Here is a 3,853-nt window from a genome sequence, read left to right as displayed (position 1 = left end):
AGCCTGTCCCACGGAGAGGGCAAAAGCGCCTTTTACGCGCTCGGTTCGGGCCCGGCGCGTGCGATGGCGACCAAGGTCAAGGACGGCAACGAAGAGCCTGTCGAAGAGCTTTATAAGGAACTGGGCTATCGCGACCACGGCAAGGAGACGGCCATCGTGATGGAGGTCGACAAGGTTCCTCCGGTCGAGGTGATCGAGAAAATCGCCAAGGCCTGCAAAGTGGACGCCAGCGGGGTCAACGTCATTCTGACGCCCACCTCCAGCCTTGCCGGCAGCATGCAGGTCGTCGGCCGCGTACTGGAGGTCGCCCTGCACAAGGCCCATTCGCTTCATTTTCCGCTGGGAAACATCATCGACGGCACCGGAACCGCTCCGGTTCCGCCGCCTCATCCCAATTTCGTCAAAGCCATGGGGCGCACCAACGACGCCATTCTGTTCGGCGGTACCGTGCATCTGTTCGTGAAGGGCAGCGACGAAGCGGCCGAAATGCTGGCCAACGAACTGCCGAGTTCGGTTTCCCGCGATTACGGCAGGCCGTTTGCCGAGGTGTTCAAGGATTACAAGTACGATTTTTTCAAGGTCGATCCGATGCTGTTCAGCCCAGCCAGCGTCATTGTCACGGCAGTCGAGTCCGGCCGCAGCTTCCATGCCGGCAAGCTCGACGAAGCGCTCCTGGAACGGTCCTTCGGAGAATAATTTGGGCCGCATCGCGATCATCACCGACGATCCGGGCTGGCACGGCGCACGACTTCGCGAGGCATTGGCAGCGAAAGGGTATGGCTATTCCTATGTGTCCTTGACTGCCTGCCGGCTGAATCTCGAGTCCGGCGGTTTGCCGGTGCTCCTGCCGAGCTTCGAGGACGGCCTTCCCGACGGCGTTTTCGTGCGTGGCGTGCCGGGCGGGTCGCTGGATCAGGTCGTTTTCTACCTCGACGTGCTGCACGCATTGAAGCTGCTCGGGATTCCGGTATACAACGACGGTCGGGCGGTCGAGCGCACCGTGGACAAGGCCATGACCAGTTTCATGTTGCAGTGCGCCGGCATACCGACGCCGCCCACCTGGGTGCTGGGCAGCCGCGAAGAGGCACTCGATCTGGCCGAGCGGGAGTTGCGCGCGGGCCATCAGCTCGTGTCCAAACCTTTGTTCGGCTCCCAGGGACAGGGCTTGCAGCGATATGAAAAGCCGGAGGACCTGGCGGGGCTGAGCGATAGCAGCGGCGTTTTCTACCTACAACGTTTCGTGAGTTGCGGTGAACAGCCCCACGACTTCCGCGTATTCGTCATCAGGGGCAAGGCGGTGGCCGCCATGCGGCGATGCGGTGTGAGCTGGCTGAACAACGTCGCTCAGGGCGCTCGCTGCGAACCGGTGCGTCTCGACGATCTGCTGCTGTGCCGATTGGCGGAGGATGCGGTAAAGGTTTTGGACATGGGCTACGCGGGGGTGGACATCATCCGCGATCACCACGGTCGGTACAGCGTGCTCGAGGTCAACAGCATTCCGGCGTGGAAGGGCTTGCAGAGCGTCAGTAAAGTATCGATCGCCGATTTGTTGGTCGACGACTTCCTGTCGCTTTGTCACCCCGAGCCTCACGGGGAAATCCGGGTTCGGTGACGTCGGTTCCGATGCCTATTCAACGGGACGCTTTATTGTCCGCTTACCTCGATGCCTGCGAGACGGAGCTTCGCGCCTTCAAGCCGGGGAACGTCAGCATTTATTCCGAGGCGCACGATATGACCGTGGAGGACTTCCGGCGTAGCGCCGCGGCCAGCGGGCCTTTCTTGTGCGACTCCGATCTTTCCCTGGGCGAGAAGATCTATCACGCGACTCGGGCGACTCGCGAGGTCGTCCCCTGCAATACCAATCTCGGCATCATCCTGCTGGCCGCGCCCCTGTTTCAGGCGGTTCAGGAGATTCGCGAAGGCGAAACGCTCAGGGATGCGCTCCGGCGGGTTCTCGGTGCGACGACGCAAGCCGACGCGGACTGGACTTACAAGGCCATACGGCTGGCGCAGCCGGGCGGCCTCGGCGAGTCTCCGGATCAGGATGTTCGCGACGCGCCGGAGGTAACTTTGCTCGAAGCCATGCGTTTTGCGGAACATCGTGATCGCATCGCTTATCAATACACTAATTCTTTTGCAGATGTTTTTGATTTCGCGATTCCACGTTATCATAGGAAATTGTCCCAGTGGGGCGATAAAGAATGGTCGGCAGTGGCGGTGTTCGTAGGCTTACTCAAGCATATTCCCGACAGCCACATCGAGCGTAAGTTCGGCGCTCGATATACAGGGATAGTTGCCAGCCGAATGGCGCAGATCGATAAGGCGTTATCCGTTTCCGATAGACCGGAACAAGTCATGCCGCTCCTCCGAGAAGTGGATGCGGAGTTCAAGTCCGGCGGAATCAATCCGGGTACGACGGCCGATCTCACAGTAGCGTGTTTGCTGGCCGTGCGCCTGGAAGCGTTGCTGGGCCAGCGCAAGCGAAAGACGGGCTGTTTTCTGGAAGCGTAGAGGCACGTCGGCACAACAACAGGGATTTTTTATGCTTCGCTTGGGGAGGAGGATATGGCAGTGTCGTTACTTCGAAAGTTTTTTCTTTTACCAAAGAGGAGTTAGCAATGGGGAAAATCAATAAGATGTTGGTGGGTGAGGCTCTGTGCGGCGGCGGCAACGAAATCGCCCACATCGACCTGATCATGGGTCCGCGCGGCAGCGCCGCAGAGACGGCTTTCGCCAACTGCATCACCAATAACAAAGACGGATTCAGCAGCTTGTTGGCCGTAGTCGCGCCGAACCTGATGGCCAAGCCGAATACCGTCATGTTCAACAAAGTCACCATCAAGAACGGCAAGCAGGCTACCCAGATGTTCGGGCCTGCACAGCGCGGCGTTGCCATGGCTGTGGCCGATTGCGTCGAAGACGGCACCATTCCTGCCGACGAAGCCGACGACATTTTCGTCTGCGTAGGCGTATTCATCCACTGGCTGGCTGAAGACGACGCGAAAATCCAGGACTACAACTACGAAGCCACCAAGCTGGCGATCAAGCGCGCCGTTGCCGGCGAGCCGAAGGCAGCCGAAGTTGTGGCTCAGAAGGGTCAGATCGAGCACCCCTTCGCAGCGCACAAATAATCGCGCTTGTCGAAAAAACGTTGCCCCGGCACCGGGGCAACGTTTTTTTTTTCGTCCGTAAGTCACGAATTCTCAGACTTTCCTCAAGTCACCGCCTCCTCCGAATCCTCGATCACACGCCCGATCAGCCGCGAGTCAATAGTGCCGGAATGCAGGGCGCTGGCTAGCAACACGCCGGCCGTTTCCATGGATTTAAGCCGTATCAGATCTTGTTCGTCCCGCACGCCGCCGGCTACGATGAAGCGTCGGTGGGGATGTTTGCGTCTGAACGACGCCAAACGGTCGAAGTCGGGACCCGCCGTACTGCCCACATGGGAGAGACTCATCAAGATCACGGTTTCCGGCCAAAGTTCCGGGCTGTACAGCAGTTGCTCAGCCCCTAACAAGCGGTCGCCGAGAAAGTCCAGCGACAAGATGAAGTCCGGATATGAACGGGCCAGAAGCGGCAAAGATTCCTCGGAAAGCGATTCGCTGCCGACGACCGATCGGGCGTGCTTTTTAACTGGAAAAGACTCCAATTCGCTGAGGCGTGGCAGTCCTCGATCCATCCAGAATTCGACCTGCGGAAAGCTGCGCTCCAGTTCAACCGCCAAATCAGTTTGGGGGTCTTTGCCCATGAGCGCATCGAGATCGGCGATATAGACCCTTTTGAACGGATACAAGCCGAGCAAACCGCGTATGACGGCCTCCGGTTCGGGAGTCGAACACAACACGCTTTGCAG

At 59.1% G+C, this 3,853-nt stretch carries 5 protein-coding genes; 4 read left to right on the top strand and 1 reads right to left on the bottom strand.

The window, feature by feature from the left end:
• The 4 genes from mch to fae form a co-directional block, all read left to right on the top strand.
• On the top strand, positions 1-696 hold a 696-nt coding region (gene mch, locus ABJK70_RS21570; protein ID WP_347259084.1), incomplete at its 5' end, for a methenyltetrahydromethanopterin cyclohydrolase.
• Between the two features lies 1 nt (position 697).
• On the top strand, positions 698-1,612 hold the full coding sequence (locus ABJK70_RS21565; protein WP_240502624.1) for a RimK family alpha-L-glutamate ligase: 915 nt from the start codon (positions 698-700) through the stop codon (positions 1,610-1,612).
• An 11-nt stretch (positions 1,613-1,623) separates the two neighbouring features.
• On the top strand, positions 1,624-2,511 hold the full coding sequence (locus ABJK70_RS21560) for a triphosphoribosyl-dephospho-CoA synthase (RefSeq protein WP_133717977.1): 888 nt from the start codon (positions 1,624-1,626) through the stop codon (positions 2,509-2,511).
• 107 nt (positions 2,512-2,618) lie between these two features.
• Complete coding sequence (fae, locus tag ABJK70_RS21555) at positions 2,619-3,131, top strand: formaldehyde-activating enzyme (protein WP_077732049.1); 513 nt, start codon at positions 2,619-2,621, stop codon at positions 3,129-3,131.
• Between the two features lie 83 nt (positions 3,132-3,214).
• Here fae and ABJK70_RS21550 read toward each other — a convergent pair.
• Positions 3,215-3,853: HisA/HisF-related TIM barrel protein (locus ABJK70_RS21550; RefSeq protein ID WP_347259083.1), on the bottom strand; the 639-nt coding region annotated here is incomplete at its 5' end.

It is taken from the genome of Methylocaldum sp. (assembly GCF_039794385.1).
Lineage (GTDB): Bacteria > Pseudomonadota > Gammaproteobacteria > Methylococcales > Methylococcaceae > Methylocaldum.
Note: the sequence above shows the minus strand (reverse complement) of the source record. Positions and strands in the feature narration are given on the sequence as shown.